This is a genomic window from Paenibacillus sp. FSL K6-1122, from assembly GCF_037977015.1.
In the GTDB taxonomy this organism is placed as follows: domain Bacteria; phylum Bacillota; class Bacilli; order Paenibacillales; family Paenibacillaceae; genus Paenibacillus; species Paenibacillus amylolyticus.
The window spans coordinates 2802944-2821092 of sequence record NZ_CP150272.1 but is presented as its reverse complement, the minus strand read 5'-3'; the positions used below and the strand labels follow the sequence as shown (position 1 = coordinate 2821092).

18 protein-coding genes are annotated in these 18149 nt (G+C 46.1%); all 18 read right to left on the bottom strand.

What is annotated here, in order from left to right; genetic code table 11:
• Positions 1–190: 190 nt before the first annotated feature.
• Entirely contained in the window at positions 191–1645 is a 1455-nt protein-coding gene (locus NSQ20_RS13060; RefSeq protein ID WP_036609243.1) for a nicotinate phosphoribosyltransferase, read from the bottom strand.
• 197 nt (positions 1646–1842) lie between these two features.
• Positions 1843–2400: an isochorismatase family cysteine hydrolase gene (locus tag NSQ20_RS13055; RefSeq protein WP_036609245.1), complete on the bottom strand. Its 558-nt coding sequence runs from the start codon at positions 2398–2400 to the stop codon at positions 1843–1845.
• A gap of 67 nt (positions 2401–2467) precedes the next feature.
• Positions 2468–3271: an NUDIX domain-containing protein gene (locus NSQ20_RS13050; RefSeq protein ID WP_036609248.1), complete on the bottom strand. Its 804-nt coding sequence runs from the start codon at positions 3269–3271 to the stop codon at positions 2468–2470.
• A gap of 78 nt (positions 3272–3349) precedes the next feature.
• Positions 3350–3754 (bottom strand): PaaI family thioesterase, encoded by a 405-nt coding sequence (locus NSQ20_RS13045; RefSeq protein WP_047842517.1) that lies wholly within the window; start codon positions 3752–3754, stop codon positions 3350–3352.
• A gap of 209 nt (positions 3755–3963) precedes the next feature.
• Positions 3964–4413: a YlbF family regulator gene (locus NSQ20_RS13040; RefSeq protein ID WP_036609251.1), complete on the bottom strand. Its 450-nt coding sequence runs from the start codon at positions 4411–4413 to the stop codon at positions 3964–3966.
• Between the two features lie 266 nt (positions 4414–4679).
• A complete protein-coding gene (gene miaB / locus NSQ20_RS13035; RefSeq protein WP_036609253.1) occupies positions 4680–6236 on the bottom strand; it encodes a tRNA (N6-isopentenyl adenosine(37)-C2)-methylthiotransferase MiaB in 1557 nt (518 codons plus the stop codon).
• A 312-nt stretch (positions 6237–6548) separates the two neighbouring features.
• A complete protein-coding gene (locus tag NSQ20_RS13030; RefSeq protein WP_017689107.1) occupies positions 6549–7121 on the bottom strand; it encodes a phosphate propanoyltransferase in 573 nt (190 codons plus the stop codon).
• Positions 7122–7314: 193 nt separating this feature from the next.
• A complete protein-coding gene (locus tag NSQ20_RS13025; protein ID WP_340032691.1) occupies positions 7315–8316 on the bottom strand; it encodes a dipeptidase in 1002 nt (333 codons plus the stop codon).
• 85 nt (positions 8317–8401) lie between these two features.
• A complete protein-coding gene (locus tag NSQ20_RS13020; protein ID WP_007430104.1) occupies positions 8402–8662 on the bottom strand; it encodes a stage V sporulation protein S in 261 nt (86 codons plus the stop codon).
• A 117-nt stretch (positions 8663–8779) separates the two neighbouring features.
• Positions 8780–9574, bottom strand: a complete 795-nt coding sequence (locus NSQ20_RS13015; RefSeq protein ID WP_036609256.1) for a TIGR00282 family metallophosphoesterase — start codon at positions 9572–9574, stop codon at positions 8780–8782.
• Between the two features lie 154 nt (positions 9575–9728).
• Positions 9729–11270 (bottom strand): ribonuclease Y, encoded by a 1542-nt coding sequence (gene rny / locus NSQ20_RS13010; RefSeq protein WP_339169623.1) that lies wholly within the window; start codon positions 11268–11270, stop codon positions 9729–9731.
• A 310-nt stretch (positions 11271–11580) separates the two neighbouring features.
• Positions 11581–12318, bottom strand: coding sequence for a regulatory protein RecX (locus tag NSQ20_RS13005; protein WP_074094594.1), 738 nt, complete (start codon positions 12316–12318; stop codon positions 11581–11583).
• 282 nt (positions 12319–12600) lie between these two features.
• On the bottom strand, positions 12601–13665 hold the full coding sequence (gene recA, locus NSQ20_RS13000) for a recombinase RecA (RefSeq protein WP_036609261.1): 1065 nt from the start codon (positions 13663–13665) through the stop codon (positions 12601–12603).
• A 243-nt stretch (positions 13666–13908) separates the two neighbouring features.
• Positions 13909–15165: a competence/damage-inducible protein A gene (locus NSQ20_RS12995; RefSeq protein WP_036670416.1), complete on the bottom strand. Its 1257-nt coding sequence runs from the start codon at positions 15163–15165 to the stop codon at positions 13909–13911.
• Between the two features lie 107 nt (positions 15166–15272).
• Positions 15273–15860, bottom strand: coding sequence for a CDP-diacylglycerol--glycerol-3-phosphate 3-phosphatidyltransferase (gene pgsA / locus NSQ20_RS12990; RefSeq protein WP_017689114.1), 588 nt, complete (start codon positions 15858–15860; stop codon positions 15273–15275).
• 320 nt (positions 15861–16180) lie between these two features.
• Entirely contained in the window at positions 16181–16672 is a 492-nt protein-coding gene (locus tag NSQ20_RS12985) for a YajQ family cyclic di-GMP-binding protein (RefSeq protein WP_036609266.1), read from the bottom strand.
• A 155-nt stretch (positions 16673–16827) separates the two neighbouring features.
• Positions 16828–16992, bottom strand: a complete 165-nt coding sequence (locus NSQ20_RS12980) for a hypothetical protein (RefSeq protein ID WP_167350848.1) — start codon at positions 16990–16992, stop codon at positions 16828–16830.
• Between the two features lie 73 nt (positions 16993–17065).
• Positions 17066–18103 carry a RodZ domain-containing protein gene (locus NSQ20_RS12975; RefSeq protein ID WP_340032690.1) on the bottom strand — a complete coding sequence of 346 codons (1038 nt, stop codon included), beginning with the start codon at positions 18101–18103 and terminating at the stop codon, positions 17066–17068.
• Positions 18104–18149: the final 46 nt, after the last annotated feature.

Here is an 18149-nt window from a genome sequence, read left to right as displayed (position 1 = left end):
ATCATATAGAATAACGTCTATCAACTGTCGACGTACTTTCACAGAAGACAGAACGCGTATAGCTGAAATTACTTCTTGCGATCATCGAATTGTTCAACTCCGCTAAGAACGTATACATTTTATAGGCATCAAAAAGGCATAAGCCAGTATACCTCACTGGTTATGCCTCTCTGTAATTCTTATGTGTGAATTATTCCTCTGTGGATTTCACATGTTCCGCAATGAGCTTCTGCTTCATATTCCATGCCGCAGGGCTGATGTTCACACGGTAGATCTCCGGGTTGAGCTTCCGTTGGTATTCAGGCCAGAAGAGGTTCATCTGTTCCCGGTGGTACGCCCGAATCTCATCCAAATTAGGCAGTTCATACACTTTACGTCCATTCACAAAGATTGGCTCCAGCATATTCACCGCTTCGTAGCGGGTAACCGTCTTTTTCAGATAAGGGTGTAGCGGGTTGAACAGCTTGAGCGGTCCGCCCTGTAGCGGCTGCTCTTCCTCTGGATAGCAGATATAATCTGCAATCGCTTTGCCATGTTTCGGATCAATGATCCGGAACACTTCCTTTTTACCTGGAGTGGACACCTTTTCAGGATTGGCAGATATTTTGATCGTAGGCAGCATGGCACCGTCCACTTCACGCTCCACCAGTTTGTACACTCCACCCAAAGATGGCTGGTCAGAAGCGGTAATCAACTGTGTACCAACACCCCATGTATCAATCCGTGCTCCTTGAGCCTTTAGGTTGAAAATCGTGTTTTCATCCAAATCATTGGATGCAACAATTTTCACATAATCCAAGCCAGCCTCATCCAACATCTGACGTGCCTGAATCGACAAGTACGCTAGGTCACCACTGTCGAGACGAATGGCATTCATCTTTTTGCCTTGGCTCTCCAACTTCTTGGCTGTCTTGATGGCGTGAGGTACTCCACTGTTCAATGTGTCAAAGGTATCAACCAGCAGCGTAACCTGATCAGGCAACACTTTGGCATACACGTCAAACGCCTCCTGTTCGCTCATAAAGCTCTGTACCCAGGAATGGGCATGAGTACCTGCTGTTGGGATTCCGAAGCGCTCTCCGGCCAGCATATTAGACGTTGCATCGAAGCCTGCTACATACGAGGCACGTGCGCCCCAGATGGCAGCATCCGCTTCCTGCGCTCGCCGTGTGCCGAATTCAAGCAACGTATCCTGCTGCGCTACCTGTTTGATCCGCGAAGCCTTAGTTGCAATCAATGTCTGATAATTCATGAAGTTAAGTATCGCCGTCTCCACCAATTGAGTCTCCATAATGGAGCCTTCTACCCGAATGAGCGGTTCGTCAGGGAAAACAATTGCGCCCTCCTTCATGGAATGAATCGTCCCCTGAAATGAAAACTGGAGCAACTCTTCCAGAAAGACCGGATCGTAATTTTCCTCTTGTTTGGATAAGAATTTGATGTCGTCCATCGTAAACCGAAGCTGGCTGATATAGTTCACAATACGTTCCAATCCGGCAAATACCGCATATCCGTTGCCAAAAGGAAGCTTACGGAAATAGGCTTCAAATACCGCCTTCCGCTTGTGAGTACCATTCACCCAATGGGCGTACATCATATTGATCTGATATTTATCCGTATGTAAAGCCAGGCTAGTTGTCTGCATTTGTCTCATCCTCTCTGACTTCCGCTCGTGTCCCCAGATTTCATCTGTGAACACGGGTTAACATATGGAGACTTATTCTTCATGATTCTGTTCATCCGTATTAAACAAACAAGTCTCCCGTAAAAAACTCTATACACCATTCACCACATTCATCCGGTTCCTAACATGAGGTCAACCAAACATGACTATGGAGTAAATTAAGCCAAGACTGTCTCGCTCGCCTTAACCACCGAAGCACCAAGGCTGGAACGAAAATGTCCAAGTGCCCACTCATGCCCTGCCGGATTGAAGCTGGCAACGGCATCTTCATATACCGTAATATGAAAACCTTTATTGTAAGCGTCCACTGCGGTATGCAATATGCAAATATCCGTGCATACCCCAATCAGTGCAATATCCGTAATACCACGTGCACGCAGTCTGAGTTCCAGATCGGTCCCACAGAATGCACTATATCTCGTCTTATCCATCCACTGTATATCTGTTTTCCGTTCTTCCATCACTTGGGCAAGACGACCATATAACTGTCTTCCCTCCGTATTTCTGATGTTATGAGGTGGGAAAAGTACAGTCTCCGGGTGATACGGATCATTCTCTTCGTGCAGATCCACAGCCATGATTACCTCATGTTTGTTCTTACAATAGGCCTCGGTTACAGCTGCAATCGTCTCTTCGATCTCTACTGCTGGCTGACCTACAGGCAAAGAACCTGTCACAAAATCCTTCGTAAAATCAATGACAATCAGTGCTTTCATCGTCAACACTCCCTTAGCCCAGAAATGGTTGATCCTGATTCAATCAGATTGACACATCTACACCTTATTACGTGTAGATGGACAGGCGTGGTACGAGTTCTGTAAAACGATATAACTGCGCCGGACGCTGCGAGTACTGGTTGGAACTCACCAGGTTCCCCTCTTCATCTCTTACTTCTTCCACAATGCCTTTACGGCTGCGGGTAGACGTAATCTTGCGAATAAAGTTTGGTTCTTCAAAATCCGGTACAACACTTTGAATAACCTGATACAATTCACTTAATGTAAAATCACGTGGCAGGAACTGACGAGCAATCGTCGTTTCCAGCATCTGCTGTTGAATACGTCGATAAGCATCTTCAATGATTGTTCTGTGATCAAAGGCCAGTTCCAGTTCTTGCAGCGCCTCCTGAATCGTGAACAACCCAACATCCTCAGCATCATCTGCCGCTTGGCGTTGATCCAGCATCCATTCTTCTACAAGCGCGAAAAATGCGTGTGAGATAATCCAGCCCCTCGGGTCACGACCTGGCTGACTGTATACATTCAAGTATTCCAGATGTCCACCGTCTACACCTGTCTCTTCCATCAACTCACGCTTAGCTGCACCGTAGATGGATTCATTCTCCTGACAAAATCCACCGGGTAATGCCCATCTGCCTGCAAAAGGCCAGCCTTTGCGCTTGATCAGCATCACTTTCAGTTCCCGAATGGGAAGTGTCTTCGTCACCGTCTTGCGCTCCCGCTTGGTTAAGGTGAACATAACGATATCCGCAGGAACACCATCGGGGGTACGATATTTTTGGGAACTATAAGCACGTGCTGCTTGTTCGTCGCTCTCTGCATTGAAGTGTTCGTAGTTTTCGCTCATGGGCACCACCGACTATTTTCATTTTGATAATTTCATTATGACATAATAATATCTTTTGTCAACCGCAGGATTCGTGCGTTACGTTCTAGGGCGTGCTATGCGGAATGTCGCCGTAGCCATACATCCCAATGTGCCCGATTCATCACGAACCTCCGATTGAGTCGTAACACTGCGTCCTGCTTGATGTAGTACGGTAGCTGTCACCGTTAATTCCCCTTGTTTCATTGGTGCAAGAAAATGTACGTTCAGATTTGTTGTCACACAGCCATCCACTTCCATTGCTGCTGTTGCAACCATACCCATCGCCTGGTCCATCAGTGAAGTTAATACACCCCCATGAATAATCCCCATGGAGTTGGTATGATGTTCGCCTGCTGTCAACGCAATCTGTACTTCTTTTCCGTCTCCTTTAATATAACGACAGCCGAGAAATCCCCAGAATCGTCCGTCTCCGTCTTCCACCATTTTGTCCAAAATACTCATTATTCATTTCTCCTTTATTCACTGTACGTATCAAGCTCTCTTGATGTCATGTGCCTTTATCATTAAAAATCAGCCGCGCCACACAAAATAACCCCACAGCGTGGAGCTTTGCTTGGAATTATATTCCGAGTACTTGGCGATAGCCACTCCACATTAACGGTTATGTAATGTCAAAAAAGGCGCGGACAGCGTCCGCACCCTTCCGTCATTTAACCGCAACTGGTCGGAGGTGAATCCGTTCCAGCCTCCACGTTTACTTTTTCAGAAACCGTATCCCGGATTACAGAGATAACTAGTTGAAGCAAGTAGTTGATGTCGCTCTGGCTCTGCTGGAATTCCGTAACCAATGGAATACTGTCCAGTTCGCTTTGGAGATCTTCAATTTCCTGTTCAATTTTGCTGACCATCTCCACATTTTTGAAGCTTTCAAAAGCAACAATCTCTTTTTGTTTTTTCTTGATCGTTGCAATCAACTGCTGGATGCGCTCATGATCCCGAATTTTGGTTTCAGCCTGTTGAAACTGTCTAACTTCCTCACTCGTTCCGAGCATATCAGCCAATTCTTTGGCTTTTCCCATAATGTCGTCGCGTATGACCAGATTGCGCGTATCGTAGGTTGGCATTCCATAATGGTTGTACTGCACTTCTTCCTGCGCCACTGAAATCGCTCCATTCTATGAGATGATATAAGATGAAAACTCAATGTTGCATTAAGCTCAGTCGACTGCTGAGTGACCGCTGCGGTGTCGGATCGTTCTTTTGATCGCTGTTGTCTCCGAATTTTTTCGATTAAGATTGTTCAAGGTTAAAATTCGGAGACAAAGGCGAACGCTTCGCTTCTACAGAATCGATTCCGTCACCTTCGCTACGCTCGGCGTAACCCCGCTAAGTGCAAAAAATCATTCATCTTATTTGTGTGTGTGTATTACTGATTGGCAGCTACCGGCTCGGAGAGCAGGTTGCCCCGAATATAAAAAGTCATCGGATCGGTGATTTCCACTTGTACGAAAGTACCGATCAAATCTTTAGGTCCTTCAAAATGCACCAGCTTGTTGCTGCGTGTACGTCCTGCCAGAACTTCGGAATTCCGTTTGCTCTCGCCTTCAACGAGCACTTCAACGATTTTGCCGCGTTGCTCTTCATTGCTTCGGTGGCTGTATTCGTTGATCGTTTCGTTCAAGCGCTTCAAACGTTCCTTCTTCACTTCCATCGGTACGTTGTCTTCCATCACTGCAGCCGGTGTACCTTCACGCGGGGAATAAATAAAGGTATAGGCAAAATCATACCCTACTTCACGGACAAGGGAAAGTGTATCTTCAAACTGTTCTTCCGTTTCCCCCGGAAAACCAACAATAATATCCGTTGTTAACACAACATCCGGGATGGCCTTTTTAATTTTGTCAGCCAGCTTCAGATAGTGTTCCCGGTTATACTTGCGGCTCATACGTTTGAGTACTTCTGAACTGCCAGATTGCACCGGAAGATGAATGTGCTCCACCAGATTTCCGCCCTTGGCCAGCACTTCAATCAAGTGGTCATCAAAGTCACGTGGGTGACTGGTTGTAAAACGTACCCGCGGAATATCAATTTGGCGAATGGCATCCATCAAGTCACCAAAACTGTAGTTCAGGTCGGTGAAGTCCTTGCCGTACGCATTCACATTTTGACCAAGCAGCGTGATCTCCTTAAAGCCTTGTCGTGCCAAATCACGTACTTCGGCAATGACATCTTCAGGACGACGGCTACGTTCTTTGCCCCGCGTAAACGGAACGATGCAATATGTACAGAACTTGTCGCAGCCATACATAATGTTCACCCAGCCGCGCATACCCTCACGTTTCTTCGGCAGGTTCTCAATGATGTCGCCTTCCTTGGACCACACCTCAACAACCATTTCTTTGCTGAACAACGCTTCCTGGATTAGATGTGGCAGTCGATGCACGTTATGTGTACCAAAGATCATATCCACAAATCCATGCTTCTGCATGATTCGGTTGACGACGCCTTCTTCTTGAGACATACACCCGCATACGCCAAGTAACAATCCCGGACGTTCGAGTTTCAGCGTTTTGAGGTGACCAAGCTCACCAAATACTTTATCTTCCGCATTTTCTCGTATGGCACACGTATTGAGCAGAATAATATCAGCTTCTTTGCGATTCTCTGTTGCCTGATATCCCATAGACTCAAGCAGTCCTTTGATGGTCTCCGAGTCATGCTCGTTCATCTGACATCCATACGTATATACAATATAGTGTTTGCCTTTCCCTATGTTTTTCAGTTCATCGGGAACGGCATTTTCGTAAAGCACCTGGACGTCTTCCTTGCCCCGTTGTTTCTCCTGACGATGATTGGGTTCCGATTTGATGTTAATCTCACGGCCCCGGATTCTTATCTTTTTGCTGAATTCATCTTGCGAAATTACTTTGGCATCGGAGAAATCAAAATATTGGGAGTAATCCTTTTTTGAGTCTTTAGCCATTTCCTTCGGTCACTCCTTACAGCCTCTATTAATAAAAAATCGTTCATTCATCCCTGTTCCACATGAAAATCTTGCTTGGAACATTAAAAGAGCATTACAGCAAATTATAGCATGAATTGGGCTGTAGTTCCACATCCAAAGCGCATGTCCCTTCGTCTAATCCGAACCATGCCATGCTCAGAAGAACACTCAGAAAACACAAAAACCTGAGCCTTGCCATCAGGGCTGGAATTAACCGGCCCCTGTTGGCTGTGCTCAGGTTTAAATGTTATTCAGACCGCCATAATTGGGGGCTGAAGCTATTACATGTAATTAATCGATGATTTCAGCAGTGTCGCCATTACGAGCGCCAGCAGCGTTAGCTTCATCAGTATCAATATGCATGTCCAGTGCAAAAGAATCGGATACACGAGCCAGTACATTTTCCAGTACAAGACCGCGATCTCCACCCAGACGAACTTTCAACATTTGTTTGTCCTCGATACCCCATTTAGCAGCATCAGAAGTATGGAAGTGAATGTGACGAGCAGCAACGATAACACCTTTATCAATCGTAACTTCGCCAGCAGGACCTTTAATTGTGATTCCTGGTGTACCTTCAATGCTTCCAGATTCACGTACAGGTGCTTTAACACCAATCGCAAATGAATCTGTCATGGAGATCTCCAGTTGCGTTTCAGGGCGAACAGGTCCAAGGATACGCACTTTATCAAACTGTCCTTTCGAACCAATTACCGCTACAGTTTCGTTAGCAGCGTATTGGCCAGGCTGGGACAGAGGTTTAAATTCAGTCAGTTCATAACCTTTGCCAAACAAAATTTCAACGTGCTCTTGGGATACATGAATGTGACGGGCAGATACGCCCACAGGTACTGTTTTACTCATTGTAAATTCACTCCTTGTTTATCTATGGCCTGTACTCAGGCTCTTAACAATCCAATGGTATTATACCCCTTTTTGGAGTGAAATGAAAACGAACTGGTGAAAATTCATGAAATACACTTATTTCACCATCATTCCCCTCCTTTATTTGGAAAACAAGTTTCAATTCAACCCATTCAACGCACACACCAGTTCACTATTTCATGGAATTCCCCTTCATCTGCATCTTCGGTTTGCTCTCTGGCAAGTGTTCCCCCAGATAACTCATCGCATTCCCCCACAACCAGCCACGAACCAGATGTTCATCATAATGCTTGAGCAGGATTTCCGTCAGTCTCGGATAATGTCCTGAATGTTCAAGTCTCTGAATATACGTTGAAATTCCATCAAAATCAGACCCCATCATCAGGTGATGCTGCCCGCCGAGAGAACAGAATTGCTCAATATGAGGCAGCAGATCTTCTATACGTACCTCACCCTCCTGCTTTACAAACCAGGGTACAAACGTCAGTCCAATCCGCCCTTTCCGGGCAATGATAGCCTGAATCTGATCGTCTTTCAGATTACGCACATGGGGACATACACTGTAACTGTTGGAGTGGGAGGCGATAAAAGGACGTTTACTCAAGTCAGCCAGTTCCCAGAAACCTTTCTCTGTCAGATGTGACACGTCGAGCAGCATTCCGATTTCATTACACTGGCGCACCAGTTCCTTCCCCTTCTCGCTCAGACCTGCTCCACGCTTCTCCATTACTCCGTCAGCCGCCCAATTGGCATAATTCCACGTTAGTCCAATAATTCGAACGCCCATCTGATAACATAACTCCAGATAGAACAGGTTGCCCTCCAGGCCATCCACACCCTCCAGTGTGATTAATCCCCACGGCCCCCCTGTTTGCCCCACCTGAGCCACCTGTTCACGCCATAACAACGTCTGTGTGCCGCCAGGCCGCTCCTGACTTCTCTCCACACGTCTACGATAAATCTCCAACTGCCCCATCACATGTTCAAACTTGCCTCTGCCAAGTACTTCGGGTAAATAGATGGCGAACGCCTGCAATCCTACATTCCCCTCTTTCAAACGTTGCAAGTTCACATCCAGTTGTGGAGCATTTTCAAATGAAAGGGCAGGCTGCATCAAAATTTTGCTCAGTGCATCACAGTGAAAATCAGCTACACGCCAATCAGACATGGACATCTTAAACCCTCCTCAATATGTGATTGCAAAAAAACGCAAAAAAACCTGTCTACATCGTAAACAGGTTCAATGCATACTGCATGTATTATCTGGGCTCCACAATCAGCTTAATGGCCGTTCGGTCCTCGCCGTCGATCACAATGTCTGTAAAAGCTGGAATACAAATCAGGTCAACTCCGCTTGGTGCTACAAATCCCCGGGCTATCGCTACCGCTTTAATGGCTTGGTTCAGTGCTCCCGCTCCAATTGCCTGCAGTTCAGCATTTCCACGTTCACGAAGAACCCCTGCAAGAGCGCCGGCTACAGAATTAGGATTGGACTTTGCTGAAACTTTTAATACATCCATGGTAAGTACCTCCCTGGGAATGTTGAAAGTTTGTTTCCACTTACTAGATGTTATTCGCGGGAGGCAAAAAAATTCCTTCTTTTTAGACGGGTTTCCCTGCAAATTGGGACAATACCCCTATTCCATGCGCCACTCGTCCTCCGTCAGACGAATTTTTTCGATGCGTGTTGCCGCACCTGTGGCTTCATCAATTTCAACAAAAACACCGTGGAAGTGCCATTTGCCATCATCTACAACGAAACGTACAGGTAGCTGGGTGTAGAACTTACGCAGCACGGCCTCACGCTCCATACCCAATATGCCGTCACGAGGTCCTACCATGCCCGCATCCGTCAAGTAAGCTGTTCCTCCAGGCAAAATCCGATCATCATTACTCTGTACATGCGTATGTGTACCTACAACGAGAGACGCACGTCCATCCAGGTGCCATCCCATGGCAATCTTTTCTGACGTTGCTTCAGCATGCATATCAACTAAAATACATTTATGGTCTTGGCGTAGCTCATCTACAATTTCATCAGCTACACGGAATGGACAATCCAGAGCAGGCAGGAACGTTCTTCCTTGAAGATTGACAATCGCTAGCTCTTTCCCTTCGCCTTTGACAACCGTGTACCCTCGTCCTGGTGTGCCTGGTGGAAAGTTCGCTGGACGAATCATGCGGGGCTCATCATCTATAAAATCAAAAATATCCTTATTGTCCCAAGTATGATTACCAAGTGTAATACCATGTACACCCCAGTTGAAAAACTCATTTGCGATTGCACCGGTAATGCCACGACCTGCTGCCGCATTTTCACCATTCACAATCACCACATGTGGCTTATACTTTGATTTCAGGTACGGTAAATTTTCCTTTAATGCCTTACGTCCCACGTTACCTACAATGTCACCAATAAACAAAACTTTCATTGATTACTGCCTCCTCAATTCCTGCAAAGTCCTCTTACTTCAAATGTTGAACCTTTGCAGGACTCTATCTCATGCTCCATAATGTGTAGTTGCCTTTTAACAGGCTATCAACAGGAAAAGTGGCCCACTACTGCGGCCACTTTTCCGTAATGCTCTATTTTGCGTATTCAACCGCACGGGTTTCCCGGATGACGGTGACTTTGATGTGACCCGGATAGTCGAGTTCATTCTCAATCATCTTCGTGATGTCACGGGCTAAGCGGAAGGCTTCAGCATCATCGATCTTCTCAGGCTGTACCATAACGCGAACTTCGCGTCCGGCCTGAATGGCGTACGATTTCTCGACACCTTCGAAGGACTCTGAGATTTCTTCCAGCTTCTCCAGTCGTTTGATATACGTTTCCAGCGTTTCGCGGCGTGCGCCTGGTCTTGCTGCGGAGAGCGCATCTGCTGCGCCAACCAACATGGCAATGACCGAAGTCGCTTCGCAATCTCCGTGATGGGACGCGATACTGTTGATTACAACCGGATGTTCTTTGTATTTCTTCGCCAGTTCCACGCCAATTTCGACGTGTGATCCTTCCACTTCGTGATCCAGCGCTTTACCGATGTCATGCAATAGACCTGCACGTCTTGCCAGAGTTACGTCTTCTCCCAGTTCGCCAGCCATCAGTCCAGCCAGATAAGCGACTTCCATGGAATGTTTCAAGACGTTCTGACCGTAACTTGTACGGAACTTCAACCGGCCCAAAATTTTGATCAGATCCGGATGCAGACCATGCACGCCCACTTCAAAGGTAGCTTGCTCACCGTATTCACGGATGCGCTCATCCACTTCTTTGCGGGATTTCTCAACCATCTCTTCAATCCGTGCCGGGTGAATACGTCCATCAGCCACCAGTTTCTCCAGGGCAGTACGGGCGATTTCACGGCGAATCGGGTCAAAGCCCGACAGAATAACAGCTTCTGGCGTATCATCGATAATGAGGTCAATCCCTGTAAGGGTTTCAAGCGCACGGATGTTACGTCCTTCACGACCGATAATCCGGCCTTTCATTTCTTCATTTGGCAGGGTAACAACAGATACCGTTGTTTCCGCTACGTGGTCAGCCGCACAGCGTTGGATGGCGAGTGTAATAATCTCGCGGGACTTTTTGTCCGCTTCTTCCTTCGCTTGTTGTTCAATGTCCTTGATCATTTGAGCCGTCTCATGACGAACTTCCTGTTCTACGTTGGACAGTATGATACTGCGTGCGTCTTCCATGGTGAGGTTGGATATACGTTCCAACTCTGTCACCTGGTTTTTGTAAATCATTTCGATCTGCTGCTGAGTCTCATCAATTCGTTTCTCTTTGTTAGCCACTTGCTCTTCTTTACGTTCGAGTGATTCCAATTTTTTATCCAGCGACTCTTCTTTTTGCAACAATCGTCTTTCTTGTCGTTGAATTTCATTCCGACGTTCACGAGTGTCTTTTTCAGCTTCAGCACGAATGCGATGGATTTCATCCTTCGCTTCCAGCACCGTTTCTTTCTTCAGTGCCTCTGCCTCTTTCTTCGCGTTCTCCACGATTTGTACGGCAGCTTGTTCCGCACTAGAGATTTTAGCCTCTGCAAGAGATTTGCGAATAAAATACCCTACTCCGAACCCAATGATTAGCGCGGCCACAACGAGAGCGATCATGATTGCAGGTTCCATACTGTTCACCTCCTCGTTGGTTCCTCCAAGGCATTCCTTGGGTTAATTTGCAGTTTTCAAACCTTACATATGTTTGGGAATAACGAATACTCACGGCGATCCCCCGCCGATTTTCATTTCACATGTACATGTTTCCACGTACTATTCACTGTTTCCAGCGAACCCATAATTAAGAATGGTATAAATCTTAAGAAACCGAAACCGCTTTTTTGGAAGGAAAAAGGGTTGTCCATTTCTTACAGACTCATGTCCATTTTAGTATTTGACGAAAGAAATTGTCAAGAGAATGCAGTATAGAGACTCTGGTCTGCTAATCCCATAACAACGCTTCGTCATCTTCAGGGTCCCCAGCCTCATCTTCTTCAATTAAACAATTCACGACCCGGCGCACCATATCCATTGAAAAACCACGTCTCATTAGGAAGGGAAGCGTTTTATTTTTCTTCTCTTTGACGTCCCCTTTGACCTGATTCCATTTTTTGCGTCCGGCACTCAAGGCAGTCTCAAATTCCGCATCTGTACTGATCCCTTCTAGTGCCTCAACAATGAGATCATTGGCAATGCCCTTTTGACGCAGCTCTTGCCTTATCCACAGTTTTCCCTTCCGCTTGCCCTCCATACGCTGTCTTGTCCATTCCTTCGCAAATAGATCGTCATCCACCAGGTTCTCCCGCTCAAGCCGATCCAGCGCCTCTTCAATCAAAGGTGCAGCAAACTCCTTCTGACGAAGTTTCTGACTTAATTCATGGCGCGTACGTGGCTTATGCTCCAAAAAACGCAGAGACTGTGCATACGTCCGCTGTCGCTCATCAGCTAGAATGATATCTTCCAGATCCTTCTTCATAAACGTATTACCTTGAGTCATCCTGTATTTAATCATCACATCTTCAAGAACCGTAATGGAGTGGATGCCAAAAGTGATTCGATAACGAGCTTGCCTGCTCTTCGTTCGTTCTACACGTGTAATAATAAGTTCTTCGTTGTCCGGAAATTGGGATAGGCCGTCCTGTTCTGCTTCTTCATATAAATCCTCGTCATGTTGATCCATTCTGGTCTCCCCTTTCATAACATTCTCATTCTGACTACGCCAAGCACATCTTCACATAAGACAAAGAACACCAATAATACAAAAGACCGGGAACTCTGCCCGGCCTTTACTCCACAGTTAGCGTGCTAACAGCCCCTGTCCATTGGGACAGGGGCTGTTAGACAGCACGAGTACTCCCACTACAATCCATTATCCAGATTGATCCAAGCTCAATCAGATAAGTTTACGGAGTCCAGTGGGGAACACCCTCAGGGTCCTCCCTACAAGAGAGGTTTTGAGAGATTACTCGTTGATTTCAAACAATTCTTGTTCTTCTGCTGCTTCTTTTTGTTGCTCTTCACTAGTTGGCGCAGGAACTGCAGTAACCAAGTTACTGGCTACACGAATTTTTTGTTCAATGATGTCAGCAATATCTTTATGCTCTTTCATGAACTGCTTTGCGTTCTCACGGCCTTGTCCTAAACGCTCGCCTTCGTAGGAGTACCAAGCACCACTTTTATTAACGATGTCCAGCTCTGTACCAATGTCAATGATACTGCCTTCTCTCGAAATACCCTCGCCATACATGATATCCACTTCCGCTTGTTTAAACGGAGGTGCCACTTTGTTTTTCACAACTTTAATACGAGTACGGTTACCAATCATGTCATTGCCTGATTTGATACTCTCAATACGACGCACATCCAGACGTACTGTGGAATAAAACTTCAGAGCACGACCACCAGGTGTTGTTTCCGGGTTACCAAACATAACGCCGACTTTCTCACGAAGCTGGTTAATGAAGATTGCGATTGTTTTGGATTTGCTGATTGCACCAGACAGTTTACGCAGCGCCTGAGACATCAAACGCGCTTGCAAACCAACGTGTGAATCGCCCATTTCGCCTTCAATCTCTGCTTTTGGAACCAATGCGGCTACAGAGTCAATAACGACGATATCTACTGCACCACTGCGTACAAGAGCTTCTGCAATTTCCAGCCCTTGCTCACCCGTATCTGGCTGAGACAGAAGCAATTCATCAATATTAACACCAAGTTTGCTTGCGTACTGCGGGTCAAGAGCATGCTCGGCATCGATAAATGCAGCTTGTCCACCCGCTCTTTGTACTTCAGCGATAGCATGCAATGCTACGGTTGTTTTACCAGAGGATTCGGGTCCATATATTTCAACAATACGGCCTTTAGGCAAGCCGCCTGTTCCTAATGCAATATCCAAAGCCAAGGAACCACTGGGAATAATTTCCACATTCATATGAGTGGACTCACCCAGTTTCATGATGGATCCTTTACCAAATTGCTTCTCTATTTGACGGAGCGCCATATCAAGCGCGGCACGACGGTCTGACAATAAGCTCACACCCTTTACTGTTTATAAGATAATGATACCTTGTTTTAACACGTTTGCCAAGCTTTTTTTCGAACATACATTCGTTTTTTTTGTAAAGGCCGAGGCGCCTCTTCCTCAAGGAAACTTTCCATTAAACAGAAAAAAGAACCGTAAACAAGGCTATAAAGCCTAATTCTACGGTTCTTCCGTCTTCCTTAATTATACTTGCTTGGAACTGTAAATGCAATCGAAGCTATTAACTAATCAATCCATCGCCACAAGTTTTTGCCATAAGCGATAGAGAATCGCTTTGGCTGAACGAATGCGAACCGTCTCGCGATTACCATTAATACGCAGCTCATGAATTTCCGTCTCTTTTCCACGTTCAGCAAGAGCGATGAAGACAAGTCCGGGTGGTTTGCGTTCCGAATATCCCGGTCCAGCTACACCGGTAACAGCCAAGCCAAAATCAGCATCGCCAATCATGCGGATCTGCTCAGCAAGCACTTTTGCAACCTCAGGGCTTACCGCCCCAGGTGCATCTTCACCTTCCAGATAATCATGAGGCACATTCAGCAGCTTTTCTTTAATTTCATTGGAGTAACAAACAATTCCACCTTTGAGCATTGATGCACTTCCGGGTACAGAGGTCAGACTTTGCATGACAAGCCCTCCTGTACAGCTCTCAGCAGCGCTGAGTGTCAGCCCCATGTCAGACATCATGGTTACAATCGTGTACTCTATAGGCACATCCTCGTTCGCGTAGAGATGTTCTGTCAAACGTTCCCGAATCTGAACCTCCATCGCATCCAGCTTCAGCTTCGCCTCTCCCTCACTCGCAGCCTTTGTGGAGACACGTACCGTAACTTCGCCTTCGCTCGCGTAAGGAGCAATCGTAGGGTCTGTCTGCGCGTCAATCAGATCCAGAAGTCGATCTTCCAGAGCAGATTCACCAATACCTGCGAATTTGAGCATTCGGGAATAGATCGGCATCTCTTCTGTGAGTACATGCTGGAACAGCCAAGGTTTGACTTCCTGTTCAAACATTGGAATCAACTCTTTAGGTGGTCCAGGCATCACAACATAATATTTGTCATTGTCAGAAATCGCATTTCCTGCCGCAAGGCCCGTTTCATTGGCCAGAGGTGTTCCGCCATCAATAACGATCGCCTGACGTCTGTTATTCTCTGTCATATCCACATTACGATCTCTGAAAAAGCTCTCAATTTTGTCCATTGCCATTCGATCTGTATGCAGTTTCCGGTTAAGAACAGCTGCGAGCGCATCCTTGGTCAGATCATCTTGGGTAGGTCCGATGCCACCGGAAAATAAAATAACGTCTGCACGGCTCTGCGCAATGCGAATAGCTTCACTAAGTCGGTTCAGGTTATCCCCAACCACCGTTTGGAAATATACATCGATCCCCATCGCAGCCAATTCACGGGATAGGTATCTGGCATTGGTATTGACGATTTGTCCAAGCAGTAGCTCTGTGCCAACTGCAATGATTTCTGCCTTCATTGAGCATCCTCCTGTACACGTGGTGAGTGATCAAAGGGCAATAGGATAATTTCCTATTGCCCCTGACCCAATGCTTCCTTCATGATTACCCATTTAAGAACAAACCATTATGCTTTTGTTAAATGAAGCAAATTTTTGTTTTTGATAAAGTAATCGATACCCGACCAGATAGTAATAAGCGCTGCTGCCCATACCGCGATAATATCGACGTGAATACCCGTGTATGAAAACGGGAAATTGTTCAACAGCAACAGCACAATCGCCACAATCTGCACTACAGTCTTCAGCTTGCCCCAAGCACTAGCGGCAACAACCGAACCATCCAGCAATGCAATTTGACGCAAGCCGGTAACTGCGAATTCACGACTAATAATCACAACTGCAATCCAGGAATCCAGCTTGCCCATCTCCACAAGCGAGATCAAAACTGCAGTAACCAGCAACTTGTCTGCGAGTGGATCGAGCAGTTTCCCCAGATTGGTAACCATGTTATTTTTCCGCGCAAGGTATCCGTCAATTCCATCTGTGCTTGCGGCGATGATAAAAATAACAGCAGCAATCAGTTGATTATACGGAAGCGACAAGCTTCCAAGCTGCAACGGCTCTGGATAAAATGGAAAATCCACGAGCAGGAACACCATCAAAAAAGGGATTAAGCAAATTCGTGCAAGCGTAATCCGGTTGGGTAAATTCACAAGACGCCCTCCCTCATATCCTCCATTACTCCAAACAATCATCATAATCCCGTTATCATCATCCGGAACATGAAATGTACAGTTTCAATGTCAATCCATATTAACATGATCCCACTATGTAGAAACGCAAAAAATAAAGTCAACCGCTCAAAAGCAAAACGCTTTAAACGTTCCGGTGACTTCCAGAAGATGTACTGCTTTTCACAAAGTCAGCAAACGATGAGGACTGGACTTGATGCTTGACTGCCAGCAATGCACACTTAGTATAATATACGCCCAATACCGTGTCAAAAAAACACTTTTGCTACAAAAAGGCCTTATTACTTGAAATTTGTATATTGCAAATCCAGAGGCAGGTTAGCACCATTTAGCAGCTGCATGACAGCTTGCAAATCATTTTTACTCTTACCAGTTACCCGAAGTTGATCTCCCTGAATCTGACTCTTCACCTTCATCTTGGAGTCCCGAATCAGGATATTGATTTTCTTGGCGATGTCCTGATCAATCCCCTGTTTAAAATTCAAACGCTGGCGGACTGTACCAGAAGACGCTGGCTCTACCTTTGCGTAATCAATGTTTTTCAATGGTAGACCACGCTTCGCCATTTTGGATTGCAGCACTTCAATGACAGCCTTGAGTTTGGTCTCATCATCAGATACGATCGTTAACGCATCCTTATCCAGTTTCAGGCTGCTCTTGCTGCCCTTGAAGTCATAACGAGCGCCAATTTCTTTCTCGGTTTGTGTAACGGCATTTGTCAGTTCTTGCAAGTCCATTTTGGACACGATATCAAATGAATTTTCTGAGCTCAAACCAGTCACCCTTTCAGTTAATCGTATGTTCTGTAACATTATAGAGGATACCTTAAGCAAAAGTCTAATTTCAAGCTGTTTTACACAAAGAAAAAAGCATTTTTGGCTTCCACTTCAAGTGGCTGCCAAAAATGCTTGCTGGTCCAGCTTCCAACCTAATAGCGGCTGCGGTTGGGCTGTCTGAACATATCGAGCACACCCAAAAGTACATGTGCAAGTCCAAAACCCAATATTCCGTAACCCCAAGCACTTGGAGTCAGGTAATAACCCAGGAGGCTGACAATGATCCCTAAACCTGTTACGATCCAGCTGACTGTCACAGCCATCCACCTCACTTCACCAAAAGTTAACTGCAAGTTAAGACACGATTATTGTCTCCTGCAGTTGACCCGGTTATTCGCTACCCGTGGTACCCCCTGTACCGTCCGTTGATCCATTTTCAACACCTGTGGAAGAAGGAGTGCCACTACTATCTTCACCAAGCTTCAAACGGATCCGATTGGTCGCCTTGCCATCCGTTACAACCTGCCCGCCAACCTCAATCGTGGTCGCTGCAGCGTAACCGGACTTAATATACATGCCTGTACTATCAAGCTCAAAGGTATAGCTGTCACCTTCGGCTGTGTTACCATACTCCAACTTCTCTCCACTGGAGTTTTCGCCTTTATACACTTCCAGCCAGCTATGACCTGTTGCTTTGATCGTAACCGTTACAGGTTGCCCTGCACTACCGTTAACTTTAAAGTTCGTAATATTCCCTGATTTCCCATCTTCTGCAACAGTCACATTAGACGGTGAATTGTCAGTTGGTTTTTCCTCAGTTTCATCCGTTTGGCCATCAGTTTGACCGTCCGTCTGTCCTTCAGTGTCTGTACCGCCACCATTACCCCCAGCGTCGCCCTCACCAGTACCGTCAGTACCTGAATCTGTCGCAGGCGGATTAGATGCCTGTCCGTTGTCGGCAGGTGGATCTGGTTTATCCTCAGGTTGTTGTTGACTGTCTGTAATTTTGACCTGATCAAGACCCGGATTATCTGATTCATCACCATTGTTATACACCACGTATACATACAACAGTACTACGATCAAAACAGGGAATGTCCACATCAACGCGACAGACATCCACCGATTACTACGCTCAACCGGACGGCTGGAACGCTTCTGAATAACCGGTTCCATCGTTGCTTCCGTCTCTTCTTCGGGTACGTCTTTTTTGTGTCCCTCCAGCAGCTCATCAGGGTTCAGTCCCACGGTCTCCGCATAGGTTTTGATGAAAGCACGCACATAGAAGCTACCCGGCAGCACTTTATAGTCTCCTGCTTCTATGGCCTCCAGATACCTCTTGCGAATTTTTGTCATTTCCTGTACATCGTCAAGACTCATCCCTTTTTGCAGCCGGGCCTCCCTTAACTGCTGACCCAGTTCAGACATGCCATCTCCTCCTTATGTTTATCTCTTGAGTTGTTGCTAATCTATT